This window comes from Rhizobium sp. G187, from assembly GCF_051549525.1.
Classification (GTDB): Bacteria; Pseudomonadota; Alphaproteobacteria; order Rhizobiales; family Rhizobiaceae; genus Allorhizobium.
Window position 1 is genome coordinate 368,925 of the sequence record NZ_JBPUGM010000005.1, and the last position, 16,895, is coordinate 385,819.

12 protein-coding genes and 2 pseudogenes are annotated in these 16,895 nt (G+C 59.5%); 12 read left to right on the forward strand and 2 right to left on the reverse strand.

The annotated features are described in order from the left end of the window. Positions 1–256 precede the first annotated feature (256 nt). From ACSV9I_RS16735 to ACSV9I_RS16785, 11 genes and pseudogenes are all read left to right on the forward strand, one after another. A complete protein-coding gene (locus ACSV9I_RS16735; protein ID WP_438329987.1) occupies positions 257–394 on the forward strand; it encodes a hypothetical protein in 138 nt (45 codons plus the stop codon). Beyond that, the gene (locus ACSV9I_RS16740; protein WP_438329988.1) at positions 391–726 is read left to right on the forward strand and encodes an STAS domain-containing protein; all 336 of its coding nucleotides are present in this window, start codon (positions 391–393) and stop codon (positions 724–726) included. The genes ACSV9I_RS16735 and ACSV9I_RS16740 overlap by 4 nt, the downstream gene beginning before the upstream one ends. Then, positions 723–1,091, forward strand: a complete 369-nt coding sequence (locus tag ACSV9I_RS16745) for a response regulator (protein ID WP_054156147.1) — start codon at positions 723–725, stop codon at positions 1,089–1,091. The genes ACSV9I_RS16740 and ACSV9I_RS16745 overlap by 4 nt, the downstream gene beginning before the upstream one ends. Then, a complete protein-coding gene (locus ACSV9I_RS16750; RefSeq protein WP_438329989.1) occupies positions 1,088–3,148 on the forward strand; it encodes a chemotaxis protein CheA in 2,061 nt (686 codons plus the stop codon). The genes ACSV9I_RS16745 and ACSV9I_RS16750 overlap by 4 nt, the downstream gene beginning before the upstream one ends. Further along, the gene (locus tag ACSV9I_RS16755) at positions 3,145–3,654 is read left to right on the forward strand and encodes a chemotaxis protein CheW (RefSeq protein WP_054156149.1); all 510 of its coding nucleotides are present in this window, start codon (positions 3,145–3,147) and stop codon (positions 3,652–3,654) included. The genes ACSV9I_RS16750 and ACSV9I_RS16755 overlap by 4 nt, the downstream gene beginning before the upstream one ends. Positions 3,655–3,860: 206 nt before the next feature. After that, positions 3,861–4,160: pseudogene (locus ACSV9I_RS16760) on the forward strand (methyl-accepting chemotaxis protein); the annotation flags it as partial. 36 nt (positions 4,161–4,196) lie between these two features. After that, positions 4,197–6,293 (forward strand): annotated as a pseudogene (locus ACSV9I_RS16765) (methyl-accepting chemotaxis protein); the annotation flags it as partial. 61 nt (positions 6,294–6,354) lie between these two features. After that, positions 6,355–8,562 carry a methyl-accepting chemotaxis protein gene (locus ACSV9I_RS16770; RefSeq protein WP_438329990.1) on the forward strand — a complete coding sequence of 736 codons (2,208 nt, stop codon included), beginning with the start codon at positions 6,355–6,357 and terminating at the stop codon, positions 8,560–8,562. Further along, positions 8,559–9,050 carry a chemotaxis protein CheW gene (locus ACSV9I_RS16775; RefSeq protein ID WP_438329991.1) on the forward strand — a complete coding sequence of 164 codons (492 nt, stop codon included), beginning with the start codon at positions 8,559–8,561 and terminating at the stop codon, positions 9,048–9,050. The genes ACSV9I_RS16770 and ACSV9I_RS16775 overlap by 4 nt, the downstream gene beginning before the upstream one ends. A 4-nt stretch (positions 9,051–9,054) precedes the next feature. After that, positions 9,055–9,915 carry a CheR family methyltransferase gene (locus ACSV9I_RS16780; RefSeq protein ID WP_082352492.1) on the forward strand — a complete coding sequence of 287 codons (861 nt, stop codon included), beginning with the start codon at positions 9,055–9,057 and terminating at the stop codon, positions 9,913–9,915. Positions 9,916–9,922: 7 nt separating this feature from the next. Beyond that, positions 9,923–11,017 (forward strand): protein-glutamate methylesterase/protein-glutamine glutaminase, encoded by a 1,095-nt coding sequence (locus tag ACSV9I_RS16785; protein WP_438329992.1) that lies wholly within the window; start codon positions 9,923–9,925, stop codon positions 11,015–11,017. 223 nt (positions 11,018–11,240) lie between these two features. On the opposite strand, the gene ACSV9I_RS16790 is transcribed toward ACSV9I_RS16785, so the two are convergent. Both ACSV9I_RS16790 and ACSV9I_RS16795 read right to left on the reverse strand, forming a co-directional pair. Continuing rightward, entirely contained in the window at positions 11,241–12,983 is a 1,743-nt protein-coding gene (locus ACSV9I_RS16790) for a chemotaxis protein (protein WP_438329993.1), read from the reverse strand. 408 nt (positions 12,984–13,391) lie between these two features. Next, on the reverse strand, positions 13,392–14,417 hold the full coding sequence (locus ACSV9I_RS16795; RefSeq protein ID WP_438329994.1) for a LacI family DNA-binding transcriptional regulator: 1,026 nt from the start codon (positions 14,415–14,417) through the stop codon (positions 13,392–13,394). Between the two features lie 215 nt (positions 14,418–14,632). On the opposite strand from ACSV9I_RS16795, the gene ACSV9I_RS16800 reads away from it, so the two are divergent. Beyond that, a complete protein-coding gene (locus tag ACSV9I_RS16800; RefSeq protein ID WP_438330026.1) occupies positions 14,633–16,891 on the forward strand; it encodes a family 78 glycoside hydrolase catalytic domain in 2,259 nt (752 codons plus the stop codon). Positions 16,892–16,895: the final 4 nt, after the last annotated feature.

Genomic DNA, 16,895 nt, shown 5'->3' on the forward strand with positions numbered 1-16,895 from the left:
TTTAAAATCTGCGTCTTCTCAAGCCCTTAGTCCTGCGCACAAAGGCTTTTCATGGCCTTTGAAAGCCAAGCGCAGAGACGCTTGTCTCAATCCCACACAACCGGCGCCTGCCGGGCGCCAAAGAGAAATTAACCTCTAATCAACCATGCTACGACGGCAAAATCCGGCAACGGATCGCCGCTGGGGTCATTAAGATAACAGTTACGTGAGTACGTTATGAATTGCTAACTGGATCAGTGGTTGCAGGGAGAGAGGTATGAGCGTTGCCCCGATGAAGGACCTGAACGGCGGCGGCCTTGCACCGCACAGCGCGCCGCATGCCGTCGCCATATGGCGCAGTACGCCGCCGCTTCAGGGATCTCAAAGCCTGCAAAAGTTGGAGGAAACAGCGTGACAGAGAGTGCTCACGAACCGGCTCCAGCACCGCTGGAGGTTGGCAAGAACCTGACGATTGCGCATGCCGCAACACTGCGTGAATTGCTCCTCTGCGAGCTCGAAGCGCGGCCTTTGCTGGAGATCACGCTTCCGGAGGATGCGGAGATAGATCTCAGCTTCATTCAGGTGATGGAATCGGCGCGGCTTTCGGCTGCCCTCCAAGACAAGCAATTTTCAATGAGAACACCCGCCAGCGCCAATCTCATGCGCGTCCTGGAGCGGGCTGGCTTCACCACGGACATGACATCCGAAAGCCGGGCGTTCTGGTTTCATGAGGGGACAATCCAATGACTGCGCAGATCCTGACTGTTGACGATTCCGCAAGTATCCGCATGACGACCAAGATAGCCCTGACGAATGCCGGCTATCAGGTCACAGAAGCGGTCGACGGCCGCGACGGGCTGACCAAGGCCACGTCAGGGGCTTTCGATCTGATCGTCACCGATCTCAACATGCCGAACATGAACGGCATCGAGATGATCAAGGCCCTTCGCTGCTCACCGAAGCATGCGGGAACACCGATCATCTTTCTCACGACCGAGTCCGACAGCGAGATCAAGTCGCAGGCCAAGGCGGCCGGTGCAACAGGATGGATCACGAAGCCTTTTGATTCCGATCAGCTGGTGAAAATTGCCAGAAAGGTCCTTGGACGATGAGTTCTCTCGACCCGGTTCAGGTTTTCCGCACCGAGGCGGTGGAATTGTTCGAACAGATCGAGCTGAACCTGCTCGACCTGAACAACGACCTCACCAACCAAGGTTTGGTCGATGCCGTTTTCCGTGGGCTGCATACGCTCAAAGGTTCGGGAGCCATGTTTGGCTTCGAGGCGCTTGCAGCCTTTACTCATCATTGTGAAACGGCCTTCGACGCCGTGCGCAAGGGCAGCGTTCCGGCGACGCCGGCGCTCGTTTCGGCCGTGCTGGATGCGCAGAGCCATATGAAAGCCCTGATCGATCGCCCGCATGACGTTCAGCAGGAAACGGGCGAAGAGCTGTTGGCCAAGCTTCAGGCGGCCATTGAGGGGGCTTCGGGTAATGGGGTATCCGGCAAGGCGGAAGCCCCGGACGGCGTTTCCGGCGAGAAGGGCGCTGATCCCATCCCGACATCATCCGAGACCACGTCCAAGAAGAGCATTGGCTGGACCCTGAAGATCGGCCTGCCACCTCGCGCCATGGTCAATGGCACCAATCCGCTTGGTCTGCTGGATGAATTGCGCGAACTCGGCGAATGCACCGTTATTGCCGATGCCAGTCGTATTCCCGATCTTCCAGCGCTTGAGCCAACCGAAATCTATGTCAGCTGGACGGTGACCCTTCACGGGAATGTCCCCAAGTCTGCAATTGAAGACGTGTTCATCTTCGTGCTCGACGAGATGTCGCTTGAGATGACGGAGATATTCGAGGCAGCGCCTGAAGCGGTAGAGCCCGAAGCGCCGTCCGTATCCACAGAGCCGCAGCCGACGCCGATTGCAATGCCGGAGGCGCCGCCGCAGGCAGCCGCACCTGTAGCCGCCAACACCGACAACCGAGGTAGCAAACCAGCCGAGAGCGTGCGCGTGCCAGCCGAACGGCTTGATGAGCTGATGGACCGGGTCGGGGAGTTGGTGATTGCCCAGTCACGCCTTTCGCAGCTCGCCAATGCAAGCGCGGATGTCATGCTTCGCTCGGTGTCCGAAGATGTCGAGCGCCTTTCCGGAGAACTGCGCGATACGATGATGGGTCTGCGAATGGTGCCGGTGGGCAGCCTTTTCGCTCGCTTTCGCCGCCTCGTGCACGACCTTTCGCGCGAGACTGGAAAGACGATCGAGCTCGAAACTCTCGGTGAAACAACCGAGGTCGACAAGACCGTCATCGAACGACTTGCTGACCCGCTGGTTCACCTGGTTCGCAATTCGGTTGATCATGGACTTGAGCCACCAGACGAACGACTGGCTGCCGGCAAGAGTGTTGCAGGAAAGGTGACCCTTTCCGCTCGCCAGTCCGGCGGGCAAGTCATCATTGCCATCAAGGATGATGGCCGTGGCATCGACCGGGCCCGCGTGCGGGCAAAGGCGGAATCCACGGGATTGATCGCGCCGGGTCAGCCACTGACCGATCAGGAACTGATGCTGCTGATTTTCGAGCCGGGCTTTTCGACCGCAGCGCAGATTACCAGCCTTTCCGGACGCGGCGTCGGGATGGATGTGGTGAAGAAGACAGTGGAGACCCTGCGCGGCATCATCGATGTGAAGAGCGAGCCGGGCCAGGGGTCTGAAATTTCCCTGCGCATTCCGCTGACGCTCGCCATCATCGATGGACTGCTGATCCGGGTCGGGGCCGGAAACTACGTCATTCCGCTTTCGGCCGTCGAGGAGTGCGTCGAACTCTCCCTCGAGGAAGATCAGCGCTCGCGGGGCCGCAGCTTCATCTCCCTGCGTGACAGCCTGGTGCCGTTTCTGCGGCTCAGGGAAGTCTTCAACACCAGCACGCCGCCGGACACTTACCAGAAGATGGTTGTGATCTCGACCGGCAACGAGCGGGTGGGACTCGTTGTCGACCAGATCATTGGCGACCACCAGACGGTCATCAAGTCAATGTCGAAGCTGCACCATGACGTGACGACCTTCTCCGGCGCCACCATCCTCGGTGACGGCAGCGTCGCCCTCATCCTTGATGTAGCTCAGATCGTCAGCGCAGGGCAGCAACAGGAGGCGCAGTTGCGGGCAATAGCATGAACATCGCGATCGACAGGAAGACTACAGCCAGCATCTGGAGTGAGGAGGACCTGGCTGTCCTGACCTTCAGCCTCAACGGTGAATTGTTCGCGATTGCGGCGACACTGGTGCGCGAAATCATGGACGTCGTCGCGGAAACCAGCGTGCCTGGCGCGCGCAACTTCGTCGGCAGCGTGATCAACTTTCGCGGCCGCGTCATCCCGCTGACTGACATCAGGCTCGCTTTCGGCATGGAAGCGACACAGACGACCATCGACAGCCGCATCATCGTTATCGAAATCGACATCGACGGAGAGCCGACCTTGCTCGGAGTGCGCACCGACAAGGTTCATGAAGTGACCTCGCTCCAACGGTCCCGGGGAGAGCCGCCGCCAAGCATCGGAATGCGCTGGCGCGCAGACTTCATCGAGTGCCTGGTGAAGCGCGATGGCGAGTTCGTGATCGTACCAAATCTGTTTGCAATCTACGCGCTTGGCCGCCCGTCCAGGCAATTCAATCAATCCTGACCTCCGAGTTTCGCCCAGCAGTTGCGAACCGAAAGAACAGAAAGAGGAAATTCCGCATGTCCGTTCTAGATCAGATGAGAAAGACATCTCGCGCGGCCTGGGCGATGGCTGAAATTCGCAGCCTGATGCAAAACATGGCCACGGGAAATATCGCCAGTCGTGCCAACCTTCAGACGGCGACGGGTGAAGCGCATGAACTGCTGACAATGGTCAACGAATTGCTTGACCTCACAACGGCACCCGTCGCGGATTTGCGCAAGGCGATCGACGATGTCTCTGCAGCCCATGAAAAGGGCGATATCGACGTTGTCGTGCCGACGTCAGTGTTCAAGGGCGATATCGCCGTGATTGCTCAAGAGGTAAACGACCTCGTAGGCAGCCATATCGCCGTGAAGAAGAAGGCCATGGCGGTGGTGAAAGAGTTCAGCGAAGGCAACTTCGATGCACCGCTCGAACAGCTGCCGGGCAAAAAGGCCTTCATCAACGACACGATCGAGACCCTGCGCGGCAACCTCAAGGGTGTGATCGCGGAAATGAACCATATGTCTACCGAGCATGACAATGGAGATATCGATGTCTTCGTTCCGGTGGAGAAGTTCAACGGTGACTTCGCCACCGTGGCCAGGGGTATCAACGATATGGTCGCTGGCCATATCGCCGTGAAGAAGAAGGCGATGGCGGTCGTCAAGGAGTTCAGCGAGGGCAACTTCGATGCGCCGCTGGAACAGCTGCCGGGTAAGAAGGCCTTCATCAACGACACGATCGAGACCTTGCGCGGCAACCTCAAGGGTTTGATCACGGACATGAACACCATGTCGTCCGAGCATGACAAAGGCGACATCGACGTCTTCGTGCCTGTCGACAAATTCCAGGGTGACTTTGCCAAAATGGCCAAGGGCATCAACGACATGGTCGCCGGCCATATAGCCGTGAAGAAGAAGGCGATGGCGGTCGTCAAGGAGTTCGGCGAGGGCAACTTCAATGCGCCGATGGAGCAGCTGCCGGGCAAGAAGGCCTTCATCAACGATACAATCGAGACCTTGCGCGGCAACCTCAAGGGTCTGATCGCGGAAATGAACAATATGTCCGCCGAGCATGACAAAGGCGACATCGACGTCTTCGTGCCTGTCGACAAATTCCAGGGTGACTTTGCCAGCATGGCCAAGGGCATCAACGAAATGGTCGCCGGCCATATCGCGGTCAAGAAGAAGGCCATGGCAGTGGTCAAACAGTTTGGCGAAGGCAATTTCCACGCACAGCTGGAACAGCTGCCGGGTAAGAAGGCTTTCATCAACGACACGATCGACACGCTTCGTGCCAATTTCCGCGCCATCATCGCCGAAATCCAGCGCCTGATTGATGCCTCCACAGCGGGCAAGCTCAGCGAAAGAGGCGAGGCCAATCGTTTCGTCGGCGATTTCGCTACGATCGTTTCCGGCATCAACGGCATGCTCGACGCGATCCTCGTGCCCATCGCAGAGGGCAATCGCGTTCTTGGCAAGGTTGCGATCGGCGATCTGACCGAAGCCGTCGAAATCGACTGTGAGGGCGACCATCAGAAGATGAAACATGCCGTCAATTCGCTGATCGATAGTCTGCGCGAAACGGCGGAAGTGGCCAACCGGATTTCCAACGGAGACCTGACGGTTACTCGACGACCGCTCTCCGACAAGGATGTCCTCGGCCAGGCACTGCTCGAAATGACGGAACGCCTTCGCAGTGTCGTCCGAGATGCACTTGCGGCCTCCGACAATGTCTCGCTGGGCAGCCAGCAACTGTCCGGAAGTTCTGAACAGTTGTCGCAGGGCGCCTCCGAACAAGCTGCCGCCACTGAACAGGCTTCAGCCTCGATGGAAGAGATGGCGGCCAACATCAAGCAGAACGCCGACAATGCATCGCAGACCGAAAAGATTGCCCGCCAGTCCTCGAAGGATGCCGAGGAATCGGGTGGGGCAGTCAATCGGGCAGTTGGCGCCATGCGCACGATTGCCGAGAAGATCTCCATCGTCCAGGAGATTGCCCGTCAGACCGATCTTCTGGCGCTGAATGCAGCCGTCGAGGCAGCGCGTGCCGGCGAACATGGCAAGGGCTTTGCCGTCGTGGCATCCGAAGTCCGCAAGCTTGCCGAACGCAGCCAGGCTGCAGCGGCGGAGATCAGCACGCTTTCGAGTGAAACGGTCAACGTGGCGACACAAGCCGGCGAAATGCTCAACAAGCTCGTGCCGGACATCCGCAAGACCGCGGAACTGGTGTCGGAAATCTCCGCTGCCTGCCGCGAGCAGGATATCGGCGCCTCGCAGATCAACGAGGCCATCCAGCAGCTCGACAAGGTGACCCAGCAGAATGCCGGAGCCTCCGAAGGCGTCTCGTCGACTTCGCTCGAACTGGCGTCGCAGGCCGAGGAGTTGCAGGCTTCAATCTCATTCTTCCGCATCGACACTTCAGGGTCGTCTCGGTCCCACTCGCAGCCCCCCGTGCAACGTGCAAGCCAGAGTGCATCGCGAAGCCCGGCCAAGCCGACCAGATCCCACTCGTCAGGCACGGTCGCCGGCCAACAAGAGCGAGTGAAAGGATTTGCCCTCGATATGTCCATGGGTGCAGCGGACGACGAAGACGACGATTTCCGCCAGAGCGCTTGAGTAGCCTGCAATCAACGTGACCAAAGGTCCACTCGGTCAAACAATGGGGAGCATCAGCATCATGAACCTGCTCACACAAATGCGGAAGACATCTCGCGCCGAATGGGCGATTTCGGAGATCCAGGAACTCACGAAACGCCTTGCGGACGGTGACCTTTCACACCGCGCTCGCGAACAGGATGCGACCGGGGAGGCTCGTGACGTGCTGATCGCCGTCAACGCTTTGCTGGATGTCGCCATGCGTCCGGTCGGCACGCTCCATTCGGCCATCAATCGGATGGCCTTGGAGCATGACAAAGGTGACATTGATGTCGTGCTGCCGGCTGATCGCTTTCACGGCGATCTGGCCACCATGGCCACGGACATCAACGATATGGTCGCCGCTCATATCGCGGTGAAGAAGAAGGCGATGGCGGTCGTCAAGGAGTTCAGCGAGGGCAACTTCGATGCGCCGCTGGAACAGCTGCCGGGTAAGAAGGCCTTCATCAACGACACGATCGAGACCTTGCGCGGCAACCTCAAGGGTTTGATCACGGACATGAACACCATGTCGTCCGAGCATGACCGGGGCGACATCGACGTCTTCGTGCCCGTCGACAAATTCCAGGGTGACTTTGCCAAAATGGCCAAGGGCATCAACGACATGGTCGCCGGCCATATCGCGGTGAAGAAGAAGGCGATGGCGGTCGTCAAGGAGTTCAGCGAGGGCAACTTCAATGCGCCGCTCGAACAGCTGCCGGGCAAGAAGGCCTTCATCAATGATACGATTGAGACCCTGCGCGGCAACCTCAAGGGTCTGATCACGGAAATGAACACCATGTCGTCCGAGCACGACAGAGGTGACATCGACGTCTTCGTGCCTGTTGACAAATTCCAGGGTGACTTTGCCACCATGGCCAAGGGCATCAACGAAATGGTCGCCGGCCATATCGCCGTGAAGAAGAAGGCGATGGCGGTCGTCAAGGAGTTCGGCGAGGGTAATTTCCATGCGCAGCTGGAACAGCTGCCGGGCAAGAAGGCTTTCATCAACGATACGATCGACACGCTTCGTGCCAATTTCCGCGCCATCATCTCCGAGATCCAGCGCCTGATTGACGCCTCCACAGCGGGCAAGCTCAGCGAAAGAGGCGAGGCTAATCGTTTCGTCGGCGACTTCGCAGCCGTCGTTTCCGGAATCAATGGCATGCTCGATGCGATCCTTGTGCCCATCGCAGAAGGAAACCGCGTGCTCAATCAGGTCTCATCGGGGAACCTGATGGAGCGCGTGGAAATCGAATGCGAAGGTGATCATCAGGCCATGAAGGTGGCAATCAATTCGCTGGTCGACAACCTCACATCCTTCGCGACAACAGTCAGTGCCGCCGCCGATCAGGTTGCCAGCGGCAGCCACAATCTATCCTCGAGCAGTGAACAGCTGTCGCAGGGGGCAAACGAGCAGGCGGCAGCGACTGAAGAGGCTTCAGCCTCGATGGAAGAGATGGCGGCCAACATCAAGCAGAACGCCGACAATGCATCGCAGACCGAAAAGATTGCCCGCCAGTCCTCGAAGGATGCCGAGGAATCGGGTGGGGCAGTCAATCGGGCAGTTGGCGCCATGCGCACGATTGCCGAGAAGATCTCCATCGTCCAGGAGATTGCCCGTCAGACCGATCTTCTGGCGCTGAATGCAGCCGTCGAGGCGGCGCGTGCCGGCGAACACGGCAAGGGCTTTGCCGTCGTGGCATCCGAAGTCCGCAAGCTTGCCGAACGCAGCCAGGCTGCAGCGGCGGAGATCAGCACGCTTTCGAGTGAAACGGTCAACGTGGCGACACAAGCCGGCGAAATGCTCAACAAGCTCGTGCCGGATATCCGCAAGACCGCGGAGCTGGTGTCGGAAATCTCCGCTGCCTGCCGCGAGCAGGATATCGGCGCCTCGCAGATCAACGAGGCCATCCAGCAGCTCGACAAGGTGACCCAGCAGAATGCCGGAGCCTCCGAGGCGATGTCCTCAACATCTGAACAATTGTCGGCGCAGGCTGAGGAGATGCTGGAATCGATCAGCTTCTTCCGAATCGCGCAGTCCACTGCAGGTCGCCCTCATCAAGCCTCCAAACAGCATCGGAGTGCAGGATTCGCCGGTCGGCAAGGCACAAGCCCATCGGCCAAGTCAGCCAAGTCTGCTTCAGGCATGACGGTTGCAGCTCAGCAGGCCCGCGTCAACGGCTTCAAACTCGACATGTCGATGGGTGGACCGGATGAAGCCGACCACGAATTTCGGGAGATGGCATGATGGCGCGGTCCGAGGCCCAGTTCGTTACCTTCGCCATGGGTGAAGAGATCTTCGCGGTTCCAGTCGAGGTGGTGCGTGAAATCCTCGACCACGAGCATGCTTTCAAAATTCCGCAGGGCCCGGACTATCTCCTGGGCCTCAGGGATGTGCGCGGCCAAGGCGTGCCGATCATCGACCTGCGTCGACGTTTGGGCATGGCGGCGACGGTCCTCACTCACCATACCCGCGTACTCGTGCTCGACATTCCCTGTGATGGGCGGGTGCTGACACTTGGCATGATGGCAGACAAGGTCTTCGAGGTTACACCCTTTCACTTGGATCAAATCGACAGTGCCCCGCAGATCGGGGTGCGCTGGGAGTCCGATTACATTCAGGGTGTCGTCCGGCGGACAAGTGATTTCGTGGTGATCATCGATCTTTCCCGGCTCTTCGCCCATCAGGGTGAAGAGATCCAGCGCGCCAGCTTAGACGCGCGGCAGGTGGCATAGTATCGTGTTCGCGGAATCCATCACTGCCACCCAGATCAATTTCGAAGACCGCTTGAGCAATCGCAATTTCAAGCGCCTCGCGAGCTATATCTACGATTATAGCGGGATCAAGATTACCGATGCGAAGCTGACCATGCTGGAAGGTCGCCTGCGACGGCGGCTTCGCGTGACCGGACATGGGAGCTTTGACCGATATTGTGAATACCTGTTCGATGAGGGAGGGCTCGACAAGGAGGCCGTCTACCTCATCGATGTGGTGACCACGAACAAGACGGATTTTTTCCGCGAGCCCAATCATTTCGACTTCATGTGCAGTCACATCCTGCCGGAACTCGCCCGGCGCGGCAGCCAGCCGATCAGGATATGGAGTTCGGCGTGCTCGATCGGTGCCGAACCCTATACGATCGCCATGCTGCTCGAGGAGTTCTCGACGCTGCAGAACGGACCCAACTATTTTATTCTCGCAACGGACCTCTCGACGGACGTGCTGGACAAGGCCCGGCGGGGTATCTTCAGCCAGGAGATGATCGACCCGGTGCCCCCGGCGCTGGTGTCCAAATATGTCCGCTTTTCGAGAGATCGGGAACGGGCCCAAGTACGCATCGTTCCCAAGCTGCGGTCGCGGATTGGCTTTGCCCGTCTCAACCTCATGGATCCGACCTACGAGATCGGCGAGCCCGTAGATATGATTTTTTGCCGCAACGTCTTGATCTACTTTGATAAAGACACACAACTTCAGGTTATGAGCAAGCTCTGCAGCAAGCTTTCGGTCGGCGGCCACATGTTCATCGGTCACTCGGAATCGATTTCCGGAATGAACCTGCCGCTGCGCCAGATTGCCAATACCGTCTTCAAGCGACTGTGAGAACCAGATGAGAAAAAAGGTCCGTGTCCTGATCGTCGACGATTCCGCCAGCGTTCGCCAGACGTTGACGAACGTCTTGCAGTCGGATCCCGATATTGAGGTGATCGGCACCGCTGGCGATCCCTTTATGGCAGCCAAGCGCATCCAGGAAGAAATTCCGGATGTTATCACGCTCGATGTTGAGATGCCCCGCATGGATGGGATCACCTTCCTGCGCAAGCTCATGTCGCAAAGGCCGATCCCTGTGGTTATGTGTTCGTCCCTGACGGAAGCAGGCACCGAAACATTGATGCAGGCACTGGAAGCGGGTGCGGTTGACGTTGTCCTGAAGCCCAAGATCGGCGCCGCGGACTATCTCGCCGAACAGGCGAGCCACATCTGCGATGTCGTGAAGGCGGCATCGCATGCCCGTCCGGGTGTCAGGCGCCGCGGGCTTGGAAACGGGTCTCCGTCGGAAGCCCCGCCAGAAAAGCTGACAGCCGACGCTGTTCTGCCGCCGCCGTCCGGCCGGGCAATGGCCAAGACGACGGAAATGGTGGTCTGTGTTGGCGCTTCCACCGGCGGGACCGAGGCCCTTCGCGAGATGCTCGAAGCCTTACCAGCCAATTCGCCGGGCATCGTTATCGTACAGCACATGCCGGAAAAATTTACCGCAGCCTTCGCACGACGCCTCGACGGTCTTTGCGCGATGGAAATCAAGGAAGCTGAAGACGGGGACACGGTATTGCGGGGGCATGTTCTGATTGCGCCCGGTGGCGGCAGTCACACCGTTCTCGAACGGCAGGGCGCGCGGTACTACGTCTCGGTCCGACAGGGACCGCTTGTGTCCCGCCACAGGCCTTCAGTCGACGTGCTTTTCCGATCGGCCGCGCGCGCGGCCGGTGGCAATGCCATGGGCGTTATCATGACCGGCATGGGTGACGACGGCGCTCGCGGCATGCTGGAAATGCACGCCGCCGGTGCCTACACCGTTGCCCAGGATGAGGCGACCTCCGTCGTCTTCGGCATGCCGAAGGAAGCCATTGCCCATGGTGGCGTCAACCGCGTGGTGCCCCTTGGGTCGATTGCCGCCGAGATCATCGCCGCCGACAAACGGCGGTGATCTACCAGTCTGACGCGACCGGACAGAGGACGATCACCAGGGGCTGCATTCAAGCTTAAATCGAGTGAGCGGCGCTGGGCTTGCTCGCCCGGCGGTGCGTATTCGCATGCGAGACGTGGTCTGAACCTTGACAGGTTGCGCTTCCTCAGTCCCTGCCGAAAAGGCGCATGGGCACAACACGCACGGTTCACGAGCGAGCCGCGCCGGTTGCGGATGCCGCCGCTCAGAAGAATGCGTCGTCCAGGTCGTCATCACTGAGAGTGCCACTTTCTGTGGCGGATGACGCAGGGAGCTCGGTGCCCATGATCTGCGCATGCAGTTCCCGCTCGGCGACCATCGTATACAGCCGGCCGATCTGGCTCCCGATCACATCGAGAGCCTCCGTCAGCCCCTCTGCTGGCACGACGTCTTCAAGGATCTCCATTCGTGCGGCACAATCGCGAAGCACATCGCCAAGCGCCTCGTTGAAATCCAGTCTTCTGAGGGAGCCATTGATCTCGGTGAGGGCGGTCTGGCTTTGCTCATTGAGCGCCGTCAGCTGCGTATCCATCCGGTCACCGGCAGCACGGAGATTGTCGCGGACCTGTTCCAGCTGTCCGTCGAGGCTGTCTTCAGCTTCACCTTTCATCTGGCCGACGAGTTGTTGGGCGGCAGCTTCGAGGCTGTGGAGCTCGGCCAGGATATCCTCGGCGGTCTCGTCGAGCCTCCCGGCGAAATGCCGAAGCTCGGCCGTAACGACATTGATGGCCTTGCCCTCTTCACCAATCCGGCTGCAGCGGAGATTGGTGTTCAGCGCGATGTAATGGATGTCGGTGCGGACAGCGCGGACCGTGCCGATGCCTTCGAGCAGCTGGCGAACGATATTTGCCGTATCAAGGCTCAGTCGCGATGCTTCTGCGCCGACGTGGTCCACTTCTCGCACTGCAGTTCGGGCACTGTCTATGCCTGTCTCGAGCTGTCGAATGGCGTTGTTGTTACCGCCCGAGGCACGATCAGACATGGTGGCGCTCAATGCTTCGATTTCCGCAAGCTCCGAGCGAAAGCTGGAGACGGTCGCCACGATCTTGCCGGTGTCTCGGTCGAAATCTTCGATCGTATGCTCCAACTGCCGGTAGACGAGGCTACGGATCAACAGGATCAGCGACTGTCTCTGCGCCTCAGTCAGCGCATGTCCAGGTTCCGATACCAGATAGTCCGACAGGATCTGCAGGCTGGACTGGCAATGCTCTATCCGTTGACGCGTGATGTCGCCGACCTGCATGGACGAAAGAATTGCGCCGAGCTTCATCTGTATGCCACTGGCGACAGCGCGGACACTGGTCGCCCGTTCGACCAGAAGCCTGCGATAGTTGCCAAGATCCTCGGCGCCGGCCGAAAGCGTTCGAAGGATCTGCGGCACGGCCTCGTCATAGCTGGAGACGATTTCGCGGCTTTTGCGGATTGCTGGACCGAGGCCGCTCCCCAGCGTCAGGACCTTGCCGGCGAAATCGTCGACCTGTTCGGTTCCCTCCTGGATGCGGTCGAGGATTTCTTCGGCAAAGCCCGCAAAATCGGCAATGCTTGCTCCAGTAATCTTGGCCGTCAGGGCGAAGGTGCGCAGATAGCGCAGCGTTTCCTGCATGAGATCGACATGGGGCTCAAGCGCCCGTTCGGCCCGCAGGATTTCCTGGAAACCCTCCTGTCGCCCCGCCTCTATGCTGGTCTGCTGGGAGAGGCGATCCATGGACGAGGTGAGCTTTGCCATGGTTTCCCGCGCGGTCTCCTCGTCAAGCGCACCGTTGAGTTGATCGAGCGAAGCGATGAGGTTGTTCAAGACGTCGAGAATGGAGAGCAGTGCCGATCCACCGTCGAGGAAGCGCTTCTCAATCAAGGAGCGCGCCGCCTCCATGCGGTCGACATAGTCCGAGAGCTCCGTCGGAGACGCTCCTGCAGAAAAGCTAGATGTCTTGAAAGCCGCTTCACCCATTTCCCGACCTACCGCCCCGTCTGTTCAACATCAGCTTATGCGTCAATCTCTGCCATCGTCCGCCGCTCCAATCTGAGCGGGGGGCGTCCTTCTGGCGGTACACTGTGGTGAGACAGCAGTTAATTCCATCAGAACGAGTAGATCATATCTGCGGCTTTAGTTAATTTAGCATCCACTTTGGTATTGTTGGCGGATTTTTGGTCAGGGAATCTCGAAAGATGTTGGCAGCTTCGCTGGACGTTCCGAGATTTGCGCGACGCTGAAAAGTCGTTTCGCGGAACGTTTGTAAGGGCGGCCGTAAGGCATTTACCCATTCCTTGCGATCAGAGATCGTAGAGGGTTCAATGCGGAGCCGCTGGCGCCGTCTTCGTTGAGACAGGTGCAATTAACGTGCGTGATTTCGCCAGATCACACGCTGCGACGAAGCACCACCCTTGGTGGCAGCATGACGTGCTGCGCATCTTCACGCCCCTCGATGCGACTAAGCAGCAGCTCGCTTGCGCGTGCGCCAAGGCTTAGCGGATCCTGATTGACGCTGGAGAGGCTGACGGCCGGCTGTCCGGCGAGCGAACAGTCGTCGTAGCCGATGACTGCGAGTGTGCCGGGGACGTCGATGCCCAATTCGTGACAGGCCGCCAACAGCGGAATGGCATCGAGATCAGACCAGGCGAAGATCGCCCGCGGCCTGTCTTCCGAAGAGAGCAACGCCGCCAGTTCCTTCGACCTTGGCTCGCTCGGATGTGGATTGCGGATGATACGAGCCCTCTCTTCCGATCCGATTGCGGCCATCGCCGCCTTGTACCCTGCCTCACGCTGCACCGCGACGACCGAATTGGGGCTGTCCGAGCGGTCGTAGCTCAGCATCGCGATGTCGCTGTAGCCGCACGATGCCAGCGCTTCGACGGCCATCTGTGCCCCCGCGAAATCGTCCGAATTGACCGTGTCGTACAAGGTCGCCTGGGGTTCGTGATGGGCAATGGCGACGATGGGGATCTGTTTCGCATAGTGCGCGACCACGCTTCCAGAGATCTGCGGCCCGATCAGGACCAGGCCATCCATCCTGGTGTCGATCATCGACTCGATCATCGATGTCTCAAGCTTGGAGGCCGCGCGACCGACGCCGACCATCGCCTTGTAATTCGCCTCGGCCAGACCTGCGTCGATCCCTTCCAGCAGAACCGGGACGAACGGGTTGGTGAGTTCCACGACAAGGATGCCAACGGTATACGTCCGCCCGCGCATGGCCCGTGCCGCCGTCGACGGACGATACTTCAGAAGGTCGATGGCGTGTTCGACCTTGGTCCGCAGAGCCTCTGACACGCCGTAGGCATTGCGCAGCACCTTGGATACGGCGGCGACCGAGACGCCTGCATGCTCAGCGACATGGCGGATCGTCACGCGATCCGTCGGCGGGCCAAGCTTCTGTTTTTCCATGGTTAATCTCGTCTGCGCATGATCCTTAGATCCACTATATGCAAAAAGCGCTTGCGCGGCAAACGAGTTTGTAGAATGATATACATAGAACGATACACAAAATGATCGGTGCGGCTCGATGGGTATGCGCCGGCGGGAGTAGAGACACCATGGACAGGCCCTCACTGACAGGCTCGACTTTGGCATCTGATAGTCAGCCATTTGCGCGGGCTGAGATGATCGCGCCCGAGATCGACAAGGGGCAGGGGGTTGCCGGAACTTTCGTCCAGACGCATTGGCAAGTGGATGTCCTCCCCTCAACAGCCACCTTGGCAATCTCGGCGCTCGGCCTCTATCGTGCTTTCATCAACGGGAAGCGTGTAGGCGAAGATCTGCTGACGCCCGGCTGGACCTGCTATGACGACCGGGTAGCCTACCAGACATACGAAGTCTCTGAGCTTCTTAAGGTCGGGGAAAACAGGATCGAGATCTGGCTTGGCGATGGCTGGTATCGCAGCCAGTTGCTTTGGGCCTCGAACCCGATCTTCAATTGCTGGGGAGATCGTGTGGCGGCGATCGCAGAGATCGAGGCCGACGGCGCAGTCTCGCTCGTGACGGACGCAAGCTGGAAGAGCGGTCTCTCACCCGTGACGCGCAATGGCATCTATTTCGGTGAAGACTATGATGCGCGTATTGTACCTCGCGCCGAGGCCGGCATAGACCTGCTCGAGTTCGACAAGGGCCTGCTGGTGCCACACGAGGCGGATGCGGTGAAGGAGCTCGCACCGCTCACTCCGATCGATCAGTGGCAGGATGGCGAGGGCAGAACCCTCTATGATTTCGGTCAGAATGCCGGCGCCTTTATCCGGCTACGCGTCAGTGGAAAGGCGGGCGCGTCGGTCCGCGTCGAGCACTCCGAAATCCTCGGACCGGACAAGGTCTTCGACAACCGGAACTATCGCAGCGCCCGCGCCGAACTGCGTTACATCCTGTCTGGCGAAGGCGAGGAAAGCTATGCCCCACTCTTCACCTTCATGGGCTTTCGCTACGCCCGGGTGACGCTCGAAGGAGACGTCAGTCTGCTCTCCATTGAGATGGTGCCGATCAGCTCGGTGCCGGTCGCCACCGGTGGCATCACCACGGGGGTTGCGGCGGTCAATCGGCTCGTCGAAAACACCATCTGGTCACAGCGTTCGAACTTCATCGAGATCCCCACGGATTGCCCGCAGCGTGACGAGCGCCTCGGCTGGACGGGAGATGCGCAGGTCTTCGCGGGCACTGCCTGCTGGCTCGCCGATAGCGAGCGCTTCCTCATCAAATATCTGCGCGACGTTATGCACGACCAGCGTGATAATGGTGCCGTCCCGCACTTCTCGCCGGACCCGACACGGCTCCATCCAATCGACGACAGGGGCGACTGGGCGGGTTCGACAGGCTGGGGTGATGCCATCGTCATCATCCCCTGGCAGCTCTATCTACATTACGGCAATAGAGAGGTCCTCGCGGAGTGCTTCCCGGCGATGATCAAGTGGCTCGACTATCTCTGGGGTATTTCGGGCGGTCCGATCATTCGCCCGCCAGCCGTTTGGGGAGAGCACGGTTTTACCTTTGGTGACTGGCTGCAGCCCGTCGGCGACAACCGCAAGCCCCGACCCACCGTCGCGGACGATTGTGCGGCCACCCTTTATCATTTCATCTCGACACAGATCGCCGCGCGGATTGCCCGCATTCTCGGTCGTGACGATGCGACGCGGCAGTTGGACGAGCGCGCAAACCAGATCCGCGCGGCCTTCCGCGACGAGTTCTTTTCGCCGTCTGGCCGGATCGCACACAACGACCAGACGTCCTGGGCGCTGGCTTTCCTGTATGATCTCGTTCCTGATGACTACCAGGCGGCGGGGAGGGACTATTTCCGCCGTGTGGTGGAAGAAACCGATGGCGTGATCGGCACAGGCTTCATCGGCACTCCCGCGCTACTGCCGGCACTCACCGGGCTCGGCATGCTCGACCTTGCGGAAAAGGTGTTCCTCAATCGGAAGGTCCCGGGCTGGCTTTACCAGGTCGAGCGTGGCGCAACGTCGATCTGGGAGCGCTGGGACGCGGTGGCTGAGGATGGTTCGATCTACGATCCGGATATGAACAGCTACAACCATTATGCTTATGGCGCCGTCTGCCAGTGGCTGTTCGAAGATGTGGCCGGGCTCGAGCTGACGCCTGAGGGGGCAGGCTTCACGCATGTTACGCTCGATCCTGCCATCCTGCCGGCGCTGTCGCCCGTCAAGGCCTGGCACGATGTAAAGCAGGGGCGCATCGAAGCCGAGTGGACACTGAAGGGCGATCAGGTGACCTACAGAGTCGTGTTGCCCGAGGGGGTCGCGGCCTCGATCACGGCCGAAAACGGCCGAAAGGATCTCACCGTGAATGGTGTCCCGGTCACGCCTGGCGTGGAGAGCAGGCTACTAGCGGGCGAGCATAGCATGACCTTCCGCATCTGAACCG

What these genes read in the sequence shown, in the direction of transcription:
- ACSV9I_RS16755 (WP_054156149.1), top strand. Translation starts at nt 3,145, where the DNA reads ATGAACATCGCGATCGACAGGAAGACTACAGCCAGCATCTGGAGTGAG.
- ACSV9I_RS16745 (WP_054156147.1), top strand. Translation starts at nt 723, where the DNA reads ATGACTGCGCAGATCCTGACTGTTGACGATTCCGCAAGTATCCGCATG.
- ACSV9I_RS16785 (WP_438329992.1), top strand. Translation starts at nt 9,923, where the DNA reads ATGAGAAAAAAGGTCCGTGTCCTGATCGTCGACGATTCCGCCAGCGTT.
- ACSV9I_RS16800 (WP_438330026.1), top strand. Translation starts at nt 14,633, where the DNA reads ATGATCGCGCCCGAGATCGACAAGGGGCAGGGGGTTGCCGGAACTTTC.
- ACSV9I_RS16735 (WP_438329987.1), top strand. Translation starts at nt 257, where the DNA reads ATGAGCGTTGCCCCGATGAAGGACCTGAACGGCGGCGGCCTTGCACCG.
- ACSV9I_RS16790 (WP_438329993.1), bottom strand. Translation starts at nt 12,983, where the DNA reads ATGGGTGAAGCGGCTTTCAAGACATCTAGCTTTTCTGCAGGAGCGTCT.
- ACSV9I_RS16770 (WP_438329990.1), top strand. Translation starts at nt 6,355, where the DNA reads ATGAACCTGCTCACACAAATGCGGAAGACATCTCGCGCCGAATGGGCG.
- ACSV9I_RS16775 (WP_438329991.1), top strand. Translation starts at nt 8,559, where the DNA reads ATGATGGCGCGGTCCGAGGCCCAGTTCGTTACCTTCGCCATGGGTGAA.
- ACSV9I_RS16795 (WP_438329994.1), bottom strand. Translation starts at nt 14,417, where the DNA reads ATGGAAAAACAGAAGCTTGGCCCGCCGACGGATCGCGTGACGATCCGC.
- ACSV9I_RS16750 (WP_438329989.1), top strand. Translation starts at nt 1,088, where the DNA reads ATGAGTTCTCTCGACCCGGTTCAGGTTTTCCGCACCGAGGCGGTGGAA.